The sequence below is a fragment of the Comamonas sp. GB3 AK4-5 genome (genome assembly GCF_041320665.1).
GTDB lineage: Bacteria > Pseudomonadota > Gammaproteobacteria > Burkholderiales > Burkholderiaceae_C > Comamonas.
Genome location: NZ_CP166730.1, coordinates 1,233,887 through 1,252,122, shown reverse-complemented (window position 1 = coordinate 1,252,122; position 18,236 = coordinate 1,233,887). Strand labels below are relative to the sequence as shown.

Annotated in this window: 16 protein-coding genes and 1 tRNA gene; 13 read left to right on the top strand and 4 right to left on the bottom strand. The window is 64.2% G+C overall.

The annotated features are described in order from the left end of the window. Positions 1-523: 523 nt before the first annotated feature. Positions 524-1,435: a biotin synthase gene (locus tag ACA027_RS05555; protein WP_370681413.1), complete on the bottom strand. Its 912-nt coding sequence runs from the start codon at positions 1,433-1,435 to the stop codon at positions 524-526. 102 nt (positions 1,436-1,537) lie between these two features. Here ACA027_RS05555 and ACA027_RS05550 point away from each other — a divergent pair, with 102 nt between their 5' ends. From ACA027_RS05550 to ACA027_RS05540, 3 genes are all read left to right on the top strand, one after another. Beyond that, complete coding sequence (locus ACA027_RS05550) at positions 1,538-2,239, top strand: ComF family protein (RefSeq protein WP_370681412.1); 702 nt, start codon at positions 1,538-1,540, stop codon at positions 2,237-2,239. 47 nt (positions 2,240-2,286) lie between these two features. Then, positions 2,287-2,754 (top strand): tRNA (uridine(34)/cytosine(34)/5-carboxymethylaminomethyluridine(34)-2'-O)-methyltransferase TrmL, encoded by a 468-nt coding sequence (gene trmL, locus ACA027_RS05545; protein ID WP_370681411.1) that lies wholly within the window; start codon positions 2,287-2,289, stop codon positions 2,752-2,754. 179 nt (positions 2,755-2,933) lie between these two features. Then, positions 2,934-3,248 (top strand): DUF4148 domain-containing protein, encoded by a 315-nt coding sequence (locus tag ACA027_RS05540; RefSeq protein WP_370681410.1) that lies wholly within the window; start codon positions 2,934-2,936, stop codon positions 3,246-3,248. A 356-nt stretch (positions 3,249-3,604) separates the two neighbouring features. Here ACA027_RS05540 and ACA027_RS05535 read toward each other — a convergent pair whose 3' ends face one another. Next, positions 3,605-4,078: a MaoC family dehydratase gene (locus tag ACA027_RS05535; RefSeq protein WP_370681409.1), complete on the bottom strand. Its 474-nt coding sequence runs from the start codon at positions 4,076-4,078 to the stop codon at positions 3,605-3,607. A gap of 166 nt (positions 4,079-4,244) precedes the next feature. On the opposite strand from ACA027_RS05535, the gene ACA027_RS05530 reads away from it, so the two are divergent. Then, positions 4,245-5,222, top strand: coding sequence for an SMI1/KNR4 family protein (locus tag ACA027_RS05530; protein ID WP_370681408.1), 978 nt, complete (start codon positions 4,245-4,247; stop codon positions 5,220-5,222). 129 nt (positions 5,223-5,351) lie between these two features. On the opposite strand, the gene ACA027_RS05525 is transcribed toward ACA027_RS05530, so the two are convergent. Then, on the bottom strand, positions 5,352-5,990 hold the full coding sequence (locus ACA027_RS05525) for a LysE family translocator (RefSeq protein WP_370681407.1): 639 nt from the start codon (positions 5,988-5,990) through the stop codon (positions 5,352-5,354). Positions 5,991-6,193: 203 nt separating this feature from the next. Here ACA027_RS05525 and ACA027_RS05520 point away from each other — a divergent pair, with 203 nt between their 5' ends. Beyond that, complete coding sequence (locus ACA027_RS05520) at positions 6,194-6,625, top strand: DUF1841 family protein (RefSeq protein WP_370682514.1); 432 nt, start codon at positions 6,194-6,196, stop codon at positions 6,623-6,625. A 411-nt stretch (positions 6,626-7,036) separates the two neighbouring features. Here ACA027_RS05520 and ACA027_RS05515 read toward each other — a convergent pair whose 3' ends face one another. After that, on the bottom strand, positions 7,037-7,717 hold the full coding sequence (locus ACA027_RS05515; RefSeq protein ID WP_370681406.1) for a cytochrome c: 681 nt from the start codon (positions 7,715-7,717) through the stop codon (positions 7,037-7,039). 106 nt (positions 7,718-7,823) lie between these two features. Between ACA027_RS05515 and ACA027_RS05510 the strand changes: the two genes are divergently transcribed. The 8 genes from ACA027_RS05510 to yfcF all read left to right on the top strand — a co-directional run bounded on the left by ACA027_RS05510 (position 7,824) and on the right by yfcF (position 18,105). After that, positions 7,824-8,666 (top strand): AAA family ATPase, encoded by an 843-nt coding sequence (locus ACA027_RS05510; RefSeq protein ID WP_370681405.1) that lies wholly within the window; start codon positions 7,824-7,826, stop codon positions 8,664-8,666. A gap of 75 nt (positions 8,667-8,741) precedes the next feature. Continuing rightward, a complete protein-coding gene (locus ACA027_RS05505; RefSeq protein WP_370681404.1) occupies positions 8,742-8,984 on the top strand; it encodes a hypothetical protein in 243 nt (80 codons plus the stop codon). A 55-nt stretch (positions 8,985-9,039) separates the two neighbouring features. Continuing rightward, positions 9,040-9,651: a GNAT family N-acetyltransferase gene (locus tag ACA027_RS05500; RefSeq protein ID WP_370681403.1), complete on the top strand. Its 612-nt coding sequence runs from the start codon at positions 9,040-9,042 to the stop codon at positions 9,649-9,651. 18 nt (positions 9,652-9,669) lie between these two features. Continuing rightward, on the top strand, positions 9,670-10,857 hold the full coding sequence (locus ACA027_RS05495) for a VWA domain-containing protein (RefSeq protein ID WP_370681402.1): 1,188 nt from the start codon (positions 9,670-9,672) through the stop codon (positions 10,855-10,857). A gap of 4 nt (positions 10,858-10,861) precedes the next feature. Continuing rightward, positions 10,862-12,778, top strand: coding sequence for an autotransporter assembly complex family protein (locus tag ACA027_RS05490; protein ID WP_370681401.1), 1,917 nt, complete (start codon positions 10,862-10,864; stop codon positions 12,776-12,778). Between the two features lie 2 nt (positions 12,779-12,780). Beyond that, the gene (locus tag ACA027_RS05485) at positions 12,781-17,031 is read left to right on the top strand and encodes a translocation/assembly module TamB domain-containing protein (protein ID WP_370681399.1); all 4,251 of its coding nucleotides are present in this window, start codon (positions 12,781-12,783) and stop codon (positions 17,029-17,031) included. Between the two features lie 205 nt (positions 17,032-17,236). Further along, a tRNA-Arg gene (locus ACA027_RS05480) sits at positions 17,237-17,311 on the top strand. Positions 17,312-17,472: 161 nt separating this feature from the next. Then, positions 17,473-18,105, top strand: a complete 633-nt coding sequence (yfcF, locus tag ACA027_RS05475) for a glutathione transferase (RefSeq protein WP_370681398.1) — start codon at positions 17,473-17,475, stop codon at positions 18,103-18,105. Positions 18,106-18,236: the final 131 nt, after the last annotated feature.

Below are 18,236 nucleotides of genomic sequence, written 5' to 3'. Positions count from 1 at the left end.
AACCTGGGAAGCTATGGGGCCGGTTCGCTGTCGCTGCGAACAGCCCTTGCGGCAGACGTCAGGGGGCGGCGCTGGCGCGGGCGCGCCCTCTCCTGCAGGCGCGTGCAAAGCGCACGCTCCATACCGATTGCCTGGTGAGACGGGGAACTGCGCGTGGCGCGGGGTTGTGTGTCAGCGCATGCTGCCGAGCATGCAGCAGGGCATGTGGCGCAGCGCAGTGGCGCGCAGCAGGCGCCACCATCCTGGCAACGGCGTGAGACTGCGCCCACCAGACCCTGTCGAAAAAACCGTGGTCAGACCGCTGCGGGGTGAAAAATTTCAGCATGCAGGCCTTGGCACGCAACAGGTGCCGACCTGACTCCAAGGCAATGCGAAACACCAATTCTTCCCTCCTGACGGCATAGGGCCGTGGCACGGTTCCCCGGCCTAAGTTCCTGCGATCCGGGGAGAGCTGCTGTGTCAGTCGTTGAAAAAATTGTAGAAGGCTTTGCGCAGAATCAAAAGAGCTGACGCGCCTTTCGTGCTATCGCAAACCCGTGTTGCGCCCCTGCCGCAACATGGCCTTCATGTCGTCCAACGCCACCATGCTTTCCCCCGAGGCACGCACCCGTGGCATCGGTTTGTAAGCATGTCCATAGACCACTTCGAAGGTCAACGCCAACTGTCCGTCCTGCTCCTTGACTCGTAGCAAACCATCGAGCTGGGCCAAGAGCTCGCGCCGCCACGCCTTGCCGCGCAGACCCGCAAAACGCTGGGGGTGCAGATTGCAGCCCAGCTCGCGCAGCTCCTGCAGCAAACGCTCGGGCGTGGCAAAGGTGAGTGTGATGTGCTCCATGTCCATCACCGGCTCGGCAAAACCGCCCTGCACCATCATGTCGCCCAGGTCATGCATGTCGGTAAAGCTGTGGCCTGCGGGCGGCCAGCCCGCTTTTTGGTAGAGCGCATGCAGCTCCTGCGCCGTATCCGGCCCCAGGCAGGAGAACATCACAAAGCCATCCACGGCCAAGGCCTTGAGCCACTGCGCCAGCAACGCCTGGGGGTCGGCCGCCTGGTGCAAATGCATATTGGCCCAGAGCATCTGCACTTCTTCACCCACAGCAGGCAGACCAAAGCGCGGCTGCTTGCCGGACCAGCGCTGCACATCCCACCAGGACTTGCCCAGCGCCTTGCGTGCCACCTCGGCGTGCTGCGGCTGGGGCTCATGCACCCAGCGCTGGGCCTGGGGATAGCGCTCGGCCACCAGGCCATGGCCTTGCAGGCCGCCACGCACCGGCGCCCAGTCCAGCCAGGATGTGGGGGGCTTGGCCATCCACTGCAAACGCTGCTCCATGCGCCGCGCCACCTCTTCATGCAGCCAGGGCGAAGCCGCAGGTGCGCGGGCCTGCCAGCGTGCGGCAGCAATGGGGTCGATGGTGGGAGGCAGCGCGGTAGACATGGACGAAACCCAAGGGAGAACAAGGCAAAGAAAGGCGCAGTGCATGGACCGGAGGCTCGGCCCCCCAGGCCATGACACTGCGGCGGGCAGTATATTGACTCCATGCGCTCACCGCTTTCGGCATGGCTATCCCATCTCTGGCCCAGCCAGTGCCTGCTGTGCCTGCGCTGGCCAGCCCAGCCGCTGTGCCGCGACTGCATGGCGCGTTTTGCCTGCCCCGTACCGCGCTGCCGCAGTTGCGCCCTGCAACTGCCTGCCGACAATCCCCAGGGCCTGTGCGGCGCCTGTCTGCGCCAGCCACCACCGCTGTCCCACTGCGTGGTGGCCGTGGACTATGGCTACCCCTGGTCACGGCTGTTGACCCAGTGGAAATACGGCGCCCAGCCCGCCCTCACCCGCCATCTCGCGCAATGGATGCAGACAGATCCCCAGTGGCTGGCCTTGCGCGCGCAATGCGCACTCAGCATTCCCATTCCCATGTCGGTGCAGCGCCTGCGTGCCCGGGGCTATCACCAAAGCCTGCTGCTGGCCCGCGCCCTGGATGCACCCCAGGTTCTGCCCCAGGGCCTGCAGCGCCTGCACCACACACCCGCCCAAACGGGACAGGGGCGGGCCGCCCGGCTGCGCAATCTGCGCGGGGCTTTCTCCGTGCCCGATGCGGCCCGCACACGCATTGCCGGGCAGTGCGTGCTGCTGGTGGACGATGTCATCACCACCGGCGCCACCTTGAATGCGGCAGCCCATGCCCTGCTGCAGGCCGGCGCCCTCCAGGTGGCGGCCGTGGCGCTGGCCCGCACCCCATAAACCCAGGCCACACAGGTGTGCACGCAGGGCACGACAATACGCGGCTTATGTTCCACATTGTTCTTGTCACGCCCGAGATCCCCCCGAACACGGGCAACGTCATCCGCCTGGCCGCCAACACCGGCTGCGATCTGCACCTGATCGAGCCCCTGGGATTTTCCATGGAAGACCGCCATATGCGCCGTGCCGGTCTGGACTACCACGAGTACGCAGCGGTGCGCCGCCATGCCAACTGGGAGGCGTTTGTGGCCGCCATGCAGCCTGCCCCCGAGCGCATGTTTGCCATGACCACCCATGGCAGCCGCCCGGCCTTTGACCTGGCTTTCCAGCCCGGTGACTGGCTGGTGTTTGGCTGCGAAACCCGGGGCCTGCCGCCCGATCTGCGCAACAGCTTTCCCGAAAGCCAGCGTCTGCGCCTGCCCATGCGGGCCGGCCAGCGCAGCCTGAACCTGTCCAACGCCGTGGCGGTGACGGTGTTTGAGGCCTGGCGCCAGAACGGTTTTGCCACGCCATAAGACTCGAAGCCTGCCGCATCAGAGCCGCAAAAGCGGCACAAGTTCAGGCTAAATTCATCACAAAATCAGAACAATAAGTCGCAGCATTGCAGGCTTATCTTCTTCATTGGGACGATCTACATTCAAGTCACACGGTGCGGCGAGGCCATGCACCGGTTCATGACAGGAAAGGATCAACCATGAAAAACATTCACACTTTGGGTCTTGCAGCCGCTTTGTCCTTGGCCGCCCTGGGCGCACAGGCAGCAGGCGTTCCAGCCCCACAGGGCGAACAACCCTGGCCCCCCACAGTGGAAAGCCACAGCACGCTGACCCGTGCCGAAGTCGTGGCCGAGCTGCAGGCCGCACGCCAGCAGCACCGCATGGCCATGAATGGCAACCAGGTGCAGCTGCGCGCCGACGAGCTGGCCATCAACTCAGCCGTGAGCCGCGAGGCCGTGCGTGCCGAAACCCAAGCTGCCCTCAAAGAGGGCAGCATCGTCTGGGGTGAATAAGAGCGTGTTCACGATCTCTACGCAGGCGCGTTGAAGCGCAATCGGGATGAGTTCGAAGTGATGGGGCACAGCTTGCACCGGGGTGCAAGCAAGCTTCAGCGCGAAGAAATCGCCCGATTTCGCTCCAACCCTGCGGGCCAGTGCCTTTGCGGGCGGTCTACGTCGTTGCGAATCCTCGCAATAGCGCGGCTATTGCTGCGGTATCGCGCCTTGTACCCCATCCCGCAAAGACACTGGCGCGTCGCGAGGAGATCGTGAACACGCTCTAAGCCCTCTGAACGCATCCTGCGTCAGCAGCTCGTTCAAACCATCTAGCCCCGCTGGCGCAAGCCCGCGGGGCTTTTTGTTGACCGTGCTCAGCCCATGGCGGCGCCGTAGCTGCGGCTCAGCGATTCGGCCACACACACCGGCTTGTCGCTGCCTTCGCGCTCCACCGTGACGCCCCAGGTCATCTGCATGCCATCGGGCGCCACTGCCTCGGCCGCCAGCAGCTTGATATGGCCACGCAGCCGGCTGCCCACCGGCACAGGTGCCGGAAAGCGCACCTTGTTGAGGCCGTAGTTCACACCCACCTTGGCGCCTTCCACACCCGTGGATTCCTGCAGAAACCTGGCCAGCAGCGACAGCGTCAGAAAGCCATGGGCCACAGGCGCGCCAAACGGGCCCTGGCTGGCACGCTCCGGATCCACATGTATCCACTGGTGGTCACCCGTCGCATCGGCAAACAGATTGATCTGTTCCTGGGTGATGGTGACCCAGTCCGTCAGGGCCACATCCTGGCCCACAGCGGCCAACACCTCGGCATAGGAGGCAAAGCTTTTTTTCGTCATACCTGCCACTGTAGCCAGCGCCATGCGCAGGCTTTGTCGGCAGAGCGACAGGCCAGGGATATTTCCGGGTCCATCGCCCCTCAAGCACGAGCCCAGACTTCAGAACAGGCTCAGGCACCAATATAGGGCGCCCTGTCCAAGGTGCTGCGCAGGAAATAATGCCAGCATGAAAATTTTCAAAAACCTGGCTGCAATGGTGCAGGCATTGCCTGATCTGGCCACGGGCGACTGGGTGGACCTGCCTGCCCATGCTGTGACATTGCTGAATGCGCAGGGCCAGATTTCTCCCGCAGATGTACTGGAGCAGCCCACATTGCGCCTGGTGGTGCGCGACAGGGATGAGGCGCCTCGCATGGGCTATACGCCCTGGCTACCGGTGGCTGTGCTGCGCCAGATGAACTGGCCCACGCCATCGGACATCACGGCATGGTTTCAGCTTCTGCAGGCCGAGTTTGGACGCGGCCTGCACTTTGCCCAGCCGCAGGATATGTGGGCAGAGGAGGATGTTCCCGACCCACACTGGCCACCCGCCCATGTATCTGCAGACCAGCGCCTGGCCTACTGGCACCAGGGTTTGCAGGCCCATGCATGGATGAACGAAGAGGTTGTGCAAGCCAATCCCTGCAGCCTGGCCGAGCTCCGCCTGTGCGAGTGGCGGCTGGGCTGCTCGCTGCCCCAGTCCTTGCGTGGCTATTACCTACAGCTGGGTGTACTGGATTGGAGCGAGCGCCTACTGAATCCGCGCTTTGATCCAAGCGCGCCTGACACGGATATGGACGCCATAGGCCCGGTGCATGTGGTCTTTCCGGGCATCAGCGATATCGTGGAGATCAGCCAGCCGCAACAAGCGCCGGCCCTGATGGCTGCACTGGACGCGTTGGTGGCTTTCGGCGACTACCTGGGGAATGGAAACCTCTGGTGTTTTGACCGCCGCGATGGCTCGGTCTGGTACCTGGATCACGACAGCGGCCCTTTGCTGACACGTGTCTTTGACGATGCGGGCGACTACCTGGATGCACTGGCCTTGATGGCACTGTGTCTTGCGCATGCAACTGCCGATGGCAAGGACGATGGCGATGCACGCGCCGAGGCCATGCTCCGTCAACGTCTGGGCTCCGCACTGGTGAAGAAGTGGATGTACTAAAACCGCGCCTGCACCCCTCACTCGGGTCTCAACCCACACACCTCACCACAATGCCTGAAACGGTGCTTCATCCAGCCCAATCAGGCGCTACCGCGCTATCCCATGGCATAGCAAGCTATGGTTTTTGCATCAGTGCCCAGCGCCGCGCTGCACAAAAAACAGACCCACGCCCACCAGCATCAAGAGGCCGCCAAACACGCGGTTTTGTCCGCGCATGGCTTCGGGGCTGCGCATCCAGCGGCGCAGAGCCGAGGCGCTGGCCGCATAGCCGTGCATGACCACCAAATCCACGCCTATGCAGGTGGCCGACATGATGGCCAGCTGCAGCCACAGCGGGCGCTGCTCCGTCAGGAACTGCGGCAGCACCGCCACCATGAAGATGATGCCCTTGGGATTGGTGGCATTGGTCAGAAAGCCGGCCAGCACCCGCTGGCGCCAGGGCATATGCGGCGCGCCCTGGGCATGAGCAATGTCCAGGCCATTGCCCACGCTGCGCCACTGGCTCCAGCCCAGGTAGATGAGATAGCAGGCGCCCAGAATCTTCACCGCTGAAAAAGCCCATTCCGAGGCGATCAGCAGCGTGCCCACACCGCCCCCTGCCACCAGCAAGATCAACAGCAAGCCCAGCTGCAGACCGCAGACCGTGGCACTGGTCTTGCGCAGGCCGTAGTTCAGGCCATGGCTCATGGACAGCACGGCGCCCGACCCCGGCGACAAGGCAATCAGCCAACACGCCATAAAGAAAGCCCACCATGTCTGCCCGTCCATGCGTCACCTGCCTGTTGTTGTCGCCTGCATGCGGCGTTGCCATCGGCAACACCCCAAAAAGCGCAGCATCTTACGTCCTCGTCGGGCAAGGCGGTGGCTGCAACTGGTATCTGCGAGACCGGGGGCGAGCCCAGCAGGTACCGCCCGCCCCCATGCCCGTGCAGCCGCAGCGCCTGGCGGGGGCATGCTAATCTGCCGCCATGATTTTCAACCCTTCGCAAGCGGACGTGCGACGCTTTTTCTGCAGCGTGCGCGCCAAGATGAAGAGCGAATCCCCCATGGAGGCCATCGAGACGCTGGCCAGCCTGTGGATTGCCGAACACCCCGAATATTTTGCCGAGCTGGATGACGTGGACGCCGCCGTGGCCCGCAACTACGACGCCGAGCCCGAGCGCACCAACCCGTTTCTTCACCTGTCCATGCACCTGTCCATCAGCGAGCAATGCAGCGTGGACTCGCCCCGCGGCATACGCCAGGCCGTGGAACTGCTGGCCAAGAAGCACGACCTGCACGAGGCCCACCACGAGGTCATGGAATGCCTGGGCTCCATGCTGTGGGAAAGCCAGCGCAGCGGCCGACCGCCCGATGGCAATGCTTATGTGGCGGCGGTGCAGCGCCGGGCAACACGGGACTGAGAGCTCCCCCTGAGCCGCTTCGCGTCTTCCCCCTCTCTGGCGCTACGCGCCGGAGGGGGACGGCACCAGCGCGGCGGGGCGGCCCTTGCGCGGTGCCCTGGCATGGACTGCGCCAGTCACCAGCAATAGAAGTGGCGCTTTACGCAGCGGACAAACACCCTAATTTTGATAGCTGCAATAGCTTATAGGGCCTGCGCTGCAGGCCTTTTTCATACAAAAACGAAAGGCAGTGGGTTTGCCAGAGCGGGCCTGAGCAGCGCAGCGGGCGCTCGTGCACAGCCCCAACGGCCAGACAGCGCTTGAGGCGCGGCGCGTGCCCGCAGACAGTATGTCGATACGGCAAGGGCAGGCAACAAAGCATCAAGCGCTGTATGGCCGCCTCAAGACGGCGAACCCAAGCGAAAGATCACATCAACGAAAACGTTGCTCGGGAATGGTTTGGAGGGGGCCGGGGAGGGAGCCTATATAACCGGCCAACTGCTTGAGCTCGGCCGTGGTGAACTGCTTGGCCATGCCCGCCATCACCGGGTTGTTGCGCCCCACCAGCTTGCCACTGCCTTCATGCTGGTAGGCCTTGAGGGCGGAGAACAGGTAGTCCGCGTACTGCCCGGCCACCTTGGGGTAGCTGGGGTCCAGCGGCTTGGCAAAGCCCTCTCCGTGGCAGGAAAAGCAAGCGCCCTTGGCAATCAAGGCCGCTACATCCGGCGAAGGGTCATGCGCCTTGGCGGTGACGGCACTCCCCTGGCCGGCCTGACCGCCCTGCTCCGCCTGGTTGGCGTAATAGGCCGCCACATCGGCAATATCCTGGTCGCTGAGTGAGTCGGCAATGCCGCGCATGGTGGGGTGGCGGCGCTCGCCTTTTTTATAGGCCTGCAGGGCAGAGGCGATATAGGGTGCGTTCTGCCCGGAGATTTTGGGCACCTTATAGACCTCAGGGAAACTGGCCTGGTAACCCTGAATGCCGTGACAGCCTATGCACATGGCCACCTTGCCAGCGCCCGCCTGGGCGTCCGCCTTGATTTCCTGGGCCAGGGCAGCCGGGGTCACAGAAGCGACAAGCAGGGCACCCCATATGGACAGATATTGTTTCATTGCGCGCACAATCCTTGGGAAGTTTGAACTGGGATTTGGCTCACACAAATTCATTATGGCGAGAACCGTCAAGCGCCTTAATCAATGTTTACGCTGATACAAGACCATGAAATTCCAAGGCACTGAGAACTACGTCGCCCCCCAAGACCTGATGCTGGCCGTCAACGCGGCCATTCAATTGCAGCGCCCCTTGCTGGTCAAGGGCGAGCCTGGCACCGGCAAAACCATGCTGGCCGAGGAAGTGGCCGATGCGCTGAAGCTGCCGCTGCTGCAGTGGCACATCAAGTCCACCACCAAGGCCCAGCAAGGCCTGTACGAGTACGACGCCGTCAGCCGCCTGCGCGATTCGCAGCTGGGTGATGAGAAGGTCAAGGACATCCAGAACTACATCGTCAAAGGTGTGCTGTGGCAGGCTTTCACGGCCGACCAGCCCGTAGCACTGCTGATTGATGAGATCGACAAAGCAGACATCGAATTCCCCAACGACTTGTTGCGTGAACTCGACCGCATGGAGTTCTACTGCTACGAGACGCGGGAGATGATCCGCGCCAAGCACCGCCCCGTGGTGTTCATCACCTCGAACAACGAAAAAGAACTGCCCGACGCCTTTTTGCGCCGTTGCTTTTTCCACTACATCAAGTTCCCCGACGCAGACACCATGCGCCAGATCGTGGCGGTGCATTTCCCCACGCTCAAGAGCGAGCTGCTGACGGCGGCCATGCAGACCTTCTACGACATCCGCAGCATCCCTGGCCTGAAGAAAAAGCCCTCCACCTCGGAGCTGATCGACTGGCTCAAGCTGCTGCTGGCCGAAGACATCCCGCCCGAAGCCCTGCAGTCCGCCGACCACAAGGTGGCCGTGCCGCCGCTGGTGGGTGCGCTGCTGAAGAACGAGCAGGACGTCAGCCTGTTCGAAAAGCTGGTCTTCATGAACCAGCGCAACCGCTGAAGGGCATTCCCGCTCCCACCTGCTGCGCCACCCTGCTATCGTTTCCGCACAACACACATACAGGGAGATATGCACATGACCACCGCCAAAAAACTGCTGCTGGAAGGCCTGAGCGACGCCACAGGCTTTATGGGCGGCGCACTGGCCGGTTACTGGCTGGGCCAGGCCGCAGGCTGGAACATCTTTGACCAGGGCTATGGCGCCACCAGCCTGCTGGGCATTGCCTGCGTGGGCCTGGGCGGCGGCCTGGGACTGCACCTGGCGCGGCGCTGGCGGGCAGCCAAGGCTGCGCGCACCGAACAATCCCCCCACAGCTGATGGCAGACCTCTGCGGCCTGCACTTTTCTTGACCCCTTGATTGCCTGAGCACCCCATGGACAGCCCTGCCTTTGTCACCCCGGTCACACTCGAAGCCCATGGCGTGCGCCTGGTCCCCCTGGAACTGCAGCATGAAGCAGGCCTGCGCGAAGCCGCTGCCGACGGGCAGCTGTGGAATATCCGCGTCACCTCGGTGCCCGAGCCCGAGCAGACCCGCAGCTATATCGAAACCGCGTTGCAGGGCCGCGCTGATGGCCACCGCTTCGCGTTTGTGGTGCTCGATGCGGCCAGCGGCGAGGTGCTGGGCAGCACCAGCTACCACGACATCCTGCCGGCCGTGAAGCGCGTGGAGATCGGCTTCACCTGGTATGCCAAGCGCTGCCAGCGCACCCATGTGAACACCACCGCCAAATTGCTGATGATGGGCCACGCCTTCGACACCCTGGGCTGCCATGTGGTGGGCTGGCGCACCGACAACTTCAACTTTGCCAGCCAGCGCGCCATCGAACGCCTGGGCGCCAAGAAGGACGGCGTGATCCGCGGCAATGCCATGCGCCGCGACGGCAGCATCCGCGACACCGTGATGTACAGCCTGCGTGCCGGCGAATGGCCCGAGAGCCGCATCCAGCTGCTAGACAAATTGAAGCAGCACATGCGCATGGAATAAGCGCCAGAGAGTCAAAAGATGCTGATCGCGTTTTTCTACACCCTGCGTGCGGCCAAGCTGCCGGTCTCCGTCAAGGAGCTGCTGACCCTGCTCGAAGCGCTGCAAAAAGGCGTGGTCGGCCCCCGCAGCGAAGACGGCTGGAGCCTGGACGATTTCTACTACCTGGCCCGCACCACCCTGGTCAAGGACGAGAAACACTTCGACAAATTCGACCGCGCTTTTGCCGCCTATTTCAAGGGCGTGGAAATGCTCACCGACTTCACCAAGGAGCTGCCGGCCGAATGGCTGCGCAAGATGCTGGAGCGTGAGCTGACGGACGAGCAAAAAGCCGCCATCCAGAAAATGGGCTGGGACGAGCTGATGGAGACGCTGCAAAAGCGCCTGGAAGAGCAAAAAGGCCGGCACGAAGGCGGCAACAAATGGATTGGCACCGGCGGCACCAGCCCCTTTGGCCACGGTGGCTACAACCCGCAGGGCATACGCATTGGCGGCCCCGGCAAGAACCGCAGCGCCGTCAAGGTGTGGGAGCAGCGCGCCTACCGCGACTACGACGACACGCAGGAGCTGGGCACGCGCAACATCAAGGTGGCGCTGCGCCGACTGCGCAAGTTCGCCCGCCAGGGCGGCGAGCTGGAGCTGGACCTGCCCGACACCATACGCAGCACGGCCGCCAACGCCGGCTGGCTGGACATCAAAATGCGGCCCGAGCGCCACAACAATGTGAAGGTGCTGCTGCTGATGGATGTGGGCGGCACCATGGACGATCACATCCAGCGCGTGGAAGAACTGTTCAGCGCGGTGAAGAGTGAGTTCAAGCACCTGGAGTTCTATTACTTCCACAACTGCGTCTATGACTTCATGTGGAAGAACAACAAACGCCGCTTTGCCGAGAAGTTCGACACCTGGGACATCATTCGCAAATACAACAAGGACTACAAGCTGATCTTTGTGGGCGACGCCACCATGAGCCCCTATGAGATCAACCAGCCCGGCGGCAGCGTGGAATACCACAACGAGGAAGCCGGAGCCGAGTGGCTGCAGCGCCTGACCCATGCCTTTCCCCACCATGCCTGGGTCAACCCCGAGCCCCAGGGCGTGTGGGAATACCGACAAAGCATTGACCTCATTCGCAGCCTAATGGGTGACAGGATGTACCCTTTGTCACTGAAGGGTTTGGAGGAAACGATGAGGCTGCTGTCAAAATAAGAGGATGTCCAAGCTTTTTCCAGCGTCCGCGCCGGCCCTAGGGTCGGCGTTTTTGTTAAGCGGCTCGCTGATGCTCAGCGGCTGCAGCATCTTGTCCAAAGACCGTTCCGTGGATGCTGCCGCCGCCTCTGTTGCATCAGGCCCTCCCAGCTTCACGGTCGACGTGCAAGCCCCGAGCGATGTGCGCAAGCTGCTGGAAAAACACCTGGAACTGCAGCGCTTTGCCCAACACCCGGAGCTGCGCCGCCGCGAGGTGCTGAGCCTGTTGAATTCCGCAGACGCCAACATCCGTGACCTGATCGGCACGCTGGGTTATTTCTCGCCCAAGATTTCGCTCAAGCTGGAAGACACGCCCGGAGAAGACGCCAAGGCCCCCATGGCCGTGACCGTGCTGGTAGACCCCGGCCCGGCCACCACCGTACAGAGCGCACGCATTGATTTCTCCGGCCCCACCGCCGGCGAAGAGCACAGCGCCTGGCAACGCGAGGCCGTGCGCCGCCAATGGAGTCTGACGCAGGGCGATCGTTTCTCGCAGTCTGCCTGGGCTGGCGCCAAGAGCCAGGGTCTGCGCCAGCTGCAGGCCCAGCGCTTTCCCACGGCCCACATCACCAGCAGCCTGGCCGACATCGATGCCGACACCCAGCTGGCCGACCTGTCCATTGACTACACCCCCGGCCCAGCCTATTACTTTGGCCCGCTGCAGCTGAGCTACAGCACCCGTCCCAGCGATGAGAAACCCGGCGCCGAGCCCATACCCCGCTACGACCCGGACGGCATGCGCCGCATTGCCCGCCTGCCCGTGGGCAAGGAGTACAAGCAGACCTCGCTGCTCGACGCCCAGCAGCGCCTGGCCAGCAGCGGCTACTTCGATTCGGTGTTCCTCACGCTGGACACCGAGAGCGCCCAACCCGGCGACCAAGAGGTCCACGCCCCGGTGCTGGCCCAGGTGCGCGAGGCCCAATTGCAGAAATGGGTGTTCGGTGTGGGCGCCAGCACCGACACCGGCCCGCGCCTGTCCGTAGACCATATCCACAACCGGGTGCCGGGGCTGGGCTGGCGCGCCGTGAGCAAGCTGCAGCTCGACACCAAGAACCCACTGCTGTCCACCCGCCTCGTGGACCTGCCCGACGACAACGGCTGGGCCTGGTTCACCAGCGCCAAGCTCGAGCGCGCCACCCTGGGCGACTACAAGGCCAATAGCGCCCAGCTGCGTTTTGGCCGCATCAAGAACGAAGACCACATCGACCGCAACTACTATCTGCAGTACGACTTTGCCAAGCTGCAAGGCCTGGATGCACCACCCAGCAGCTCCTCCATCACGGCCAACTACGGCTGGACGGGGCGCTACTTCAACAACCCCACCGCACCCACCAGCGGCTTTGGCTTTGCCTGGGAAGCGGGTGCGGGCACCACGCTGACACCGGCACGCGAGCCTTTTGGTCGGGTTTCGGCCCGTTGGCTGACCCTGGTCGGCCTGGGTGATGCCGACCAGCCCGGCCACCGCCAAAGCCGGCTGGCCCTGCGCGCGGCAGGCGGCGCCATCCTCGCCAAGAACGATGTGGACATTCCCGCCACCCAGCTCTTCCTTACCGGTGGTGACACCACGGTGCGCGGCTACCGCTACCAATCCATTGGCGTGGAGAATGACCAAGGCCTGCTCATCAGCGGCCGCTACATGGTGTCCGGCAGCGTGGAGTGGCAGCGCCCCATCACCGTGGCTGGCAACCGCTCCGACTGGGAGCACACCGTGTTCCTGGATACCGGCAGCGTCTCCGACAAACCCAATCAGCTCACGTTCTACACCGGCGTGGGCACCGGCATCCGCTGGGCCAGCCCGGTGGGCCCGGTGCAGGCCGACCTGGCCTACGGCATCAAAACCCAGCAATTCCGCCTGCATCTGCGCATGGGCTTCACGTTCTGAGCATGGCAGACCCTACAGTGACCGAATCCACTCTTTCCTCTGCGCCTGCGGGTGCCCCCTCTCCCGCCCCTGCGCCCTCTTCTGCACCTGCCCGCCGCCGCTGGCTGCGGTGGCTGCTGGCCAGTGCCGCGGCCCTGTTGCTGGCGGTGTCGGCCTTGCTCGGCGGCGCCTGGTGGTGGATGGGCCAAAGCGACTCCCTGGCCACCACCTTGGAACGCGTCGCCGGCTGGCTGCCGGAAGGCCAGCATCTGGAAGCCCGCGATGTGCAAGGCACGCTGCGCAACGGCGGCCATATAGGCTGGCTGCGCTGGGCCAGCCCCACCATGCAGGTGGAGGTGGAAGAGGCCAAGATCGAATGGCTGCTGCGCCCCCTGCTGGCCGGTGAGCTGCGCCTGGGCCTGGTCCACATTGCCAGCCTACGCCTTCGCAGCACACCCGACCCCACCGACAGCACGCCCCTGCAGCCTCTGGAATCGCTCAAGCTGCCGCTGCGCATAGACCTGCCTTTCCAAGTGGACCAACTGGTCTGGCAGGGCACGCCCGATGTGCAGGCCAGCACGCTGCAAGGCCATTACCGCTACACCGGCGGTCACCACCAACTGGCCATCAACCAGCTGCAATGGGCTGAAGGCCGCTATGCCGCCCAGCTCAAGCTGCAAGGCGCAGCCCCCATGGAGCTGGAAGCCAATCTGCGTGGTGCCGTGAAAACCGAGCTGCCCGACCAGGACATGCAGCTGCACACCCTGGCCACGGTACATATCAACGGCACCTTGGCCGGGGCCGATGCCCGCCTGCAGCTGCAGGCCCAGGCCTATGCCAAAGACCTGGTGCAATCGGACTCCCTGGCAGAGCTGTCTCTGCCCAGCGCCCAGGACACCGAAGACATTGCCGACAGCCAGACACTGCGCGCTCAGGTCAAGGCCACCGTGCGCCCCTGGCAAGCCCAGCCGCTGGAAGCCGCCCAGGCCCAGCTCAGCCAGGTGGATGTGTCCATGTTCTGGCCTGCGGGGCCCCACACCTTGCTCAGCGGTGAGGTGCAGGCCGGCCCGGTCGATGGTGGCTGGAAGCTGCGCGCCGATCTGCGCAACGCCATCCCCGGCCCCTGGGACCTGCAAAGCCTGCCGGTGCACCAGATTGAGGCCGATGTGCGCCAGGACGGCCACCAGTGGACCGTGGAAGAAGCCCAGATCAACCTGGGCACCGGCCACCTGAGCGTGCAGGGCAATTACGACAGCGACAGCCAGGCCGTGCAGGGCGCGGTCATGCTGCACCAGGTCAGCCCCGCCGCGCTGTGGAGCACGCTGGACCCCACGCCCCTCAAGGGCCAGCTCACCGCCCAGACCGCAGCCCCGGCCGGCCCCCAGGCGGCAGACCCATCGGCCGCAGGCCAGACCGCCAGCGTGCAATTCACCCTGGACCTGGCCACCACCAGCGGCCCGGCCACAGGCCGTGTGGGGCGCACCGCCCAGGCCGCATCGGCCCTGCGCATAGACACCGTGCGTGCCCAGGGCAACTGGAAAGCACCGCTGCTGTCACTGCACGATGTGCACCTGCAGGCCTTGAAGGCCCAACTGGACAGCAAGGCCCTGAGCTTCAACACCGAGACCCTGGCCCTGCACACCCCGGGCATCAACGCCCAGGTGCCCGGCGTGCAACTGACCTTGAGCGGCGGAATCAGCCCCGACGAAGGCAACGGCCAGGCCACGCTGCAACTGGCCTCCGCGCCCCAGCTGCTGGCATGGCTGCAACAACTGCCCGGCATGGGCAACGACCTGAAAGGCGCCCAGCTGCAAGGCACGGCCAACGCCCAGCTGCAATGGAAAGGCGGCTGGGGCAAGCTGCAGCAGCGGCTGCAAAACCCCGCTGCTCCCATTGCCGCTTCGGGCCTGCGCCTGGTGGCACAGCTGCGCAGCGATGGCCTGAGCTGGACGCCGGCAGGCGCCCAGGCTGGCAGCACACGCATCACCCAGCTGGCACTGGAGCTGCAAGGCAGCCCTGAGCAGATGCAGGCCAGCCTGCGCAGCCAGCTGCAGCTGGGCACGCAACGCATGGCCGTAGACACCCAACTCCAGGCTGGCCTGCTGACCCAGCGCGGCGCCGCAGCCCTGGACTGGCAGGCCCGTGTGGAACGCCTGCAGGCCCAGTGGAGCCCCAATGCCGGCGATGCCAACACCTGGAAGGTGGAACTGGCCGAGCCCCTGACGGTCAGCCAACGCAGCACCGGCCAGACCGTGCGCGGCCAGCGCATCGACACCAGCGCAGGCCAGCTGCGCGTAACCGCCCCCACGGGCAACGCCCCGGCCGGTGTGCAATGGCAGCCCACGTTGCTGCGCCAAAGCGGCAATGGCAGTTGGCAGCTGCAAAGCCAGGGCAAGCTGCAAGGCATCCCCCTGGCCTGGGCAGACGCCTTCAGCGCCGACCCCAGCAAGGGCCCGCTGGCAACCGCGGGCATCAGTGGCGACCTGAGCCTGCAAGGCCACTGGAACATCGACACCATGGCCCGTACGCCGGTGACCGACGTGGTGCTGGAACGCGCCAGCGGCGACATCCGCCTGGCCGTGGTGGAAGAGGAAAGCCACGCCAGCGTCACCGTAGTGCGCTCGCAAGGCGTGGTCACCCGCCGCGCCGATGGCAGCGTGCGCCCCGAGCGTGTGCCCGGCCGTGGGCTGCGCGCCCGCATCCGCAATCTGCGCCTGCAACTGCAGACCGAGGGCCAGGAAGTGCGCGCCCAGTTCCTGTGGGACACCGAGCGCGCCGGCCAGCTCAGCGCCGATCTGCGCACCCGCCTGCAGCACAAGGCCGAAGGCTGGAGCTGGCCGGAAAACGCCCCGCTCAATGGCAGCGCCAAGGCCGAGCTACCCAATATCGGCATCTGGGCCATGTTTGCTCCGCCAGGCTGGCGCGTGACCGGTAGCCTGCAGACCGATGTGCGCATCAGCGGCACGCGCAATGCCCCGCATTGGGATGGCAATCTGGGCGCCGATCAGCTCTCCATCGTCTCGCTGCTCGACGGCCTGGACCTGCAAGACGGCCGCCTGCGCGCCCGCCTGCAAGGCACACGCCTGGACATCACCGAGCTGTCCCTGCAAGGCGGCAAGGGCAGCACGGCCCGCATCCTGGGTTACAGCGGCAACCTCACGCCTGCCCCCCAGCAAGGCGGCCAACTGAGCGGCAGCGGCTACATCGCCTGGGATCCGAAGGCACCGGAAGGCCAGTCCGGCATGCGCATGGACCTGCAGCTCAAGGCCGAAAAACTGCAGGTGCTGGTGCGGGCCGACCGCCAGCTCAGCACCTCGGGCGGCATGCAGGCCAAGCTGGAACAAGGCCAGTTTGTGCTGCGCGGCGACCTCACCGTCGACCGGGCCGCCATCTTGCTGCCCGATGAATCCGCACCCTCGCTGGACAAGGATGTGGTGGTGCGCTCCGCCGCCGCCCGCAAGCTCGAAGCCGAACGCCGCGAAGCAGAGGCCAAGCAGCAAGCCAAACAAATGGCCCAGCAGGCCCAGGCCGAGAAAGGCGCCACGCCCACCACGACCCGCGTGCCGGACATTCTGCTCAAGCTGGATCTGGGCCAGGACTTTGCCCTGCAAGGCTTTGGCATCACCACCCGCCTCAAGGGCCAGCTGCAGGTGCGCGGCGGCAACAGCCTCACCGCACCGCCGCAGATCACCGGCGAGATCCACACCGAACAAGGCCGCTACCGTGCCTGGGGCCAGTCGCTGGACGTGGAAACCGGCCTGATCCGCTTCAACGGCCCCTACGACAACCCCTCGCTGGACATCACCGCCATCCGCCCCAACATCACCGTGCGCGCCGGCGTGCGCGTCACCGGCAGCGCCTCGGCGCCGCGAGTCACGCTGTTCTCCGACCCGGAAATGTCGGACGCCGAAAAGCTCTCCTGGATCGTCATGGGCCGCGACACCACCAATGGCGGTGCCGAGGCTGCGCTGCTGCAACAGGCCGCCCTGGCCCTGCTCAGCGGCGGCGGCACCAGCGAGAACTTTGCCGGCCGCGTGGGCCTGGATGAAATCGGCTTCAAGGGCTCTGCCGACCCCAACGACGCCAACTCCGGCGCCGCGCTGACGGTGGGCAAGCGCCTGTCCAAGGACTTGTACGTGACCTACGAGCAAAGCCTGAACGGCGCCATGGGCACGCTCTACGTGCTCTACGACCTCTCGCGCCGCCTCACGCTGCGCGCCCAGACCGGAGAGCAGACCGCGGTGGATTTGATCTACACCATGCGGAGGGATTGAAATAAGCACTCCCTGAGTCGCTGACGCGCCTTCCCCCCAGGGGGACGACACCGGCGCGGCGGGGCGGCCCTTGCGCGGTGTCCTGGCATGGGCTGCGTCGGTTTTATGCCGCCTCACCCGCGCTCAAGGCCCTCGTGGGTTCCTTGGTCTGGGCCTTCAGCTTCCCCAAGCCGCGAGGTAGACCCAGGTAGAATGGCCGGCTTCCCTCTCCATAGTTCAATGGATAGAACGAGCGCCTCCTAAGCGCTAGATACAGGTTCGATTCCTGTTGGAGGGACCAAACGCAAGGCCGGCAGGTGTATCACCTGCCGGCCTTTTTTGTCGCTGGCTTATCAAGCAAAGCGGTTGCAGCCGCCTTCAAAAACACAGGCCCTGCAGCAAGCTGTCACACCGAAGTCAGCGCAAACAGCCACCATGCCAAATCTTTCATGGAGGAGTGATATGCAGTTCAGCCCACTACATCTCTATGCCGATGCGCAATTTGCCAGCCCCTATGCCATGTCTGTTTTTGTGACATTGCAAGAAAAGCAGCTGCCGTTTGACCTTTCCACGATAGATCTTGGCCGACAAGAAAATGTCGCCGGGCTTTATGCCACGACCTCGTTGACGCAGCGTGTGCCAACGCTGGTCCACGGGGACTTTGCATTGTCTGAGTCATCGGCCATTTCCGAGTACCTCGATGAAGCGTTTCCAGCAACACAGGTCTATCCCGTGGATCTGCAAGCCCGTGCCAGAGCTCGCCAACTTCAAGCTTGGTTGAGGAGCGACCTCATGCCCATCCGGCAAGAGCGCTCCACCGAGGTCATTTTTTACGCTCGAGCGGCAGCGCCACTATCGAGCGCAGCCCAGACCGCGGCCCACAAGCTCTTTTTTGCAGCCGATGCGCTGCTCTCGCAAGAGGCATCGCATCTTTTTGGCGCATGGTGTATTGCCGACACCGATTTGGCCTTGATGCTCAACCGCCTCATTCTGAACGGTGACAAGGTGCCAACCAAATTGGCAAGCTATGCCGCTCGCCAATGGGAGAGGCCTTCGGTACAGCAATGGCTTGCACTGGAGCGGCCGCCGCTTTGATGCTGCATGGCCTCCCAGCCCGGCCAATCGTTTTCTTCAATTGCTTCTTAGGGTATGCCTGCGAATAGTTGCCGCGCTACGTTATATGCAGCACGACTCGTATATACACTTTGACTGACCGCCAGTAGGAG

Excerpts from the sequence above, each read along its gene's own strand:
- ACA027_RS05555 (WP_370681413.1), bottom strand. The coding sequence starts at position 1,435 with ATGTCTACCGCGCTGCCTCCCACCATCGACCCCATTGCTGCCGCACGC.
- ACA027_RS05550 (WP_370681412.1), top strand. The coding sequence starts at position 1,538 with ATGCGCTCACCGCTTTCGGCATGGCTATCCCATCTCTGGCCCAGCCAG.
- trmL (WP_370681411.1), top strand. The coding sequence starts at position 2,287 with ATGTTCCACATTGTTCTTGTCACGCCCGAGATCCCCCCGAACACGGGC.
- ACA027_RS05540 (WP_370681410.1), top strand. The coding sequence starts at position 2,934 with ATGAAAAACATTCACACTTTGGGTCTTGCAGCCGCTTTGTCCTTGGCC.
- ACA027_RS05535 (WP_370681409.1), bottom strand. The coding sequence starts at position 4,078 with ATGACGAAAAAAAGCTTTGCCTCCTATGCCGAGGTGTTGGCCGCTGTG.
- ACA027_RS05530 (WP_370681408.1), top strand. The coding sequence starts at position 4,245 with ATGAAAATTTTCAAAAACCTGGCTGCAATGGTGCAGGCATTGCCTGAT.
- ACA027_RS05525 (WP_370681407.1), bottom strand. The coding sequence starts at position 5,990 with ATGGACGGGCAGACATGGTGGGCTTTCTTTATGGCGTGTTGGCTGATT.
- ACA027_RS05515 (WP_370681406.1), bottom strand. The coding sequence starts at position 7,717 with ATGAAACAATATCTGTCCATATGGGGTGCCCTGCTTGTCGCTTCTGTG.
- ACA027_RS05510 (WP_370681405.1), top strand. The coding sequence starts at position 7,824 with ATGAAATTCCAAGGCACTGAGAACTACGTCGCCCCCCAAGACCTGATG.
- ACA027_RS05505 (WP_370681404.1), top strand. The coding sequence starts at position 8,742 with ATGACCACCGCCAAAAAACTGCTGCTGGAAGGCCTGAGCGACGCCACA.
- ACA027_RS05500 (WP_370681403.1), top strand. The coding sequence starts at position 9,040 with ATGGACAGCCCTGCCTTTGTCACCCCGGTCACACTCGAAGCCCATGGC.
- ACA027_RS05495 (WP_370681402.1), top strand. The coding sequence starts at position 9,670 with ATGCTGATCGCGTTTTTCTACACCCTGCGTGCGGCCAAGCTGCCGGTC.
- ACA027_RS05490 (WP_370681401.1), top strand. The coding sequence starts at position 10,862 with ATGTCCAAGCTTTTTCCAGCGTCCGCGCCGGCCCTAGGGTCGGCGTTT.
- ACA027_RS05485 (WP_370681399.1), top strand. The coding sequence starts at position 12,781 with ATGGCAGACCCTACAGTGACCGAATCCACTCTTTCCTCTGCGCCTGCG.
- yfcF (WP_370681398.1), top strand. The coding sequence starts at position 17,473 with ATGCAGTTCAGCCCACTACATCTCTATGCCGATGCGCAATTTGCCAGC.